Source organism: Acetonema longum DSM 6540 (genome assembly GCF_000219125.1).
GTDB lineage: Bacteria > Bacillota > Negativicutes > Sporomusales > Acetonemataceae > Acetonema > Acetonema longum.
Map to the genome: position 1 here is coordinate 1 of NZ_AFGF01000004.1, position 1,891 is coordinate 1,891.

Genomic DNA, 1,891 nt, shown 5'->3' on the forward strand with positions numbered 1-1,891 from the left:
CTTGAAAGTAACTATTTTGGCATAGATGAATTGCCAAAGTTAGCAACTGAAAAGAATAATGAGGAGCAAATAAAAATGTGTTTCGAAGCTTACCATTCTAAAAGCTGGAAAACACAGTTCGATTAACAAATTCCGATTACATGTTACATCCCAATAGGGACAAGGGAACTGGTTCGGGCTGACAGACACATCCGGCAATTGGAAGAGTAGCAGCAAATCTCTTATTGAATTAAAAGTAAACCGGCGCAGGTCTGGCTATCGGGCTCTGCGCCATTTTCCTCTAAACTAACATGATGCAGAAAAGAAGAAGGTGTCGCCAATCTTGCTGAAAAGTACCGGACAAGATCTACAAAGGCGGGGATTTGCCTCAGAAGGGGATGTTGCCAAGCTGAAACCTTTTCCCGTTTCCCAGTTGGTTGCCCTGCTGCATTCGGATGATCCCGTGACCCGGACTGCAGCCGCCCGCTGCCTTTCCGCGGTGGATGCAGTGGTCGTCGCGCATCTATTGGAACAACTTGCTATGGAGAAATGCCTGTACACGAAAATCGCAATCTGCGAGACGCTTGAGAAAGGTGACCTGTCCACGGCCAGAAAAATGATCCTGTATCTTGGCAAAATTGGAAGAAACCAGCATTATGCGCTGCCGGACAGGATTTCTGCAAAAAAGTCTTACCCATTGCCGCGAGATATCATCGCAAGGTCTCTGGGAAAAATGAACGGTTCGATATTTCCTGCGCTTTTGGATGTTTTGCATGGCGGCGATGCGGAAAGAATCAGCGAGGTACTGGACTCTATTGGATTTATGGTCTTCTATCATCCGGAGATGGCAACGGAGACACATGCGCAGGAGATTTACAGAGTGTTCAGCGTGTATGAACACAGTCAACTGATTGTGTGGAAAGCGCTTCTTTGCCTGTCTGCGTTCCCTCTACCCCAAAGCTTGAGTATTCTGCAAGGCTTTTCTGCCTACAACAATGTCCTCGGAGAGGAAGCCAAAAGGTCTCTCCACCTCATAAGCACGAGGTATTCGTGACAGGCCACTTTGGCCGCATCATAGAGTCAGGGATTCTGTGTCAGGCTTTTCAAACCCGTGAGAATTAAGTCAAGCCCCAAAGCCCCCGCGATTTAGGAGTTTGTCAACAAGCCTAAGTTGGCCCGAAGTCCGGCATTACGATTGGCAGTATTCTCTTGGCGTGGTATTAATGAAGAATAATCAGGCAGGACAGAAAAGGAATGAATATCCATGGACGTTGTAACAAAGTTTGCTCATCATAGTGATATAGAGGATTGGATGGCTCTTGTTGATATTGTAGAGGACTACTTTCCGGGCTTAGAAAAAGAGGAATATCGAAAATCACTGAAAGAGTGCATTGAAAAACAGGAGGCTATTTGCGCAAAGGTGCGAGGTCAAATAGTTGGCATACTTCTGTTTTCCACTGAACAGAGCATTCTTGCTTTTTTAGCCGTACACCCTGCATTTAGAAAGGGCGGCATTGCATTTCATATGATTAAAACAATGATTTCGGTATTCCCGTCAGGTAAGGAGATTTGGGTTACCACATATCGTGAGGGTGATCCAAAAGGTGAAGGCGCCCGGGCGCTGTATTTACGTTGTGGATTTGTTCCCGATGAATTAATCGTGGAAATGGATTATCCTTGCCAAAAGTTTGTTTTGCATAAAAGGCTGGAAAAACAGTTCGATTAACAAATTTGCGATTATATCTTACACTTACTTCAATTTAATAGGAAATCTGTATTGTTTTTTGCTCCCGCTGACTCTGCATGGCGTATTCAATGATACAGATTGTATTTCGCGCTTCCCGCAGTAAGCGCATCGCTTAACTGCTTGTAAAACGCCTCGTACCGTCCCGGCAAAGTTTCAACCGGAAGA

General features: G+C 45.3%; 2 protein-coding genes and 1 pseudogene. All 3 read left to right on the top strand.

All coding sequences use genetic code 11. The features are described from left to right. Nucleotides 1-126 (top strand): annotated as a pseudogene (locus ALO_RS23875) (ADP-ribose pyrophosphatase); the annotation flags it as partial. Nucleotides 127-322: 196 nt separating this feature from the next. Then, nucleotides 323-1,033 carry a HEAT repeat domain-containing protein gene (locus ALO_RS00030; RefSeq protein ID WP_004091554.1) on the top strand — a complete coding sequence of 237 codons (711 nt, stop codon included), beginning with the start codon at nt 323-325 and terminating at the stop codon, nt 1,031-1,033. 210 nt (nt 1,034-1,243) lie between these two features. Next, the gene (locus ALO_RS00035; RefSeq protein WP_004091557.1) at nt 1,244-1,705 is read left to right on the top strand and encodes a GNAT family N-acetyltransferase; all 462 of its coding nucleotides are present in this window, start codon (nt 1,244-1,246) and stop codon (nt 1,703-1,705) included. The last annotated feature ends 186 nt before the right edge of the window (nt 1,706-1,891 follow it).

Coding starts and splice junctions, on each gene's coding strand:
- ALO_RS00035 (WP_004091557.1), top strand. CDS start 1,244: ATGGACGTTGTAACAAAGTTTGCTCATCATAGTGATATAGAGGATTGG.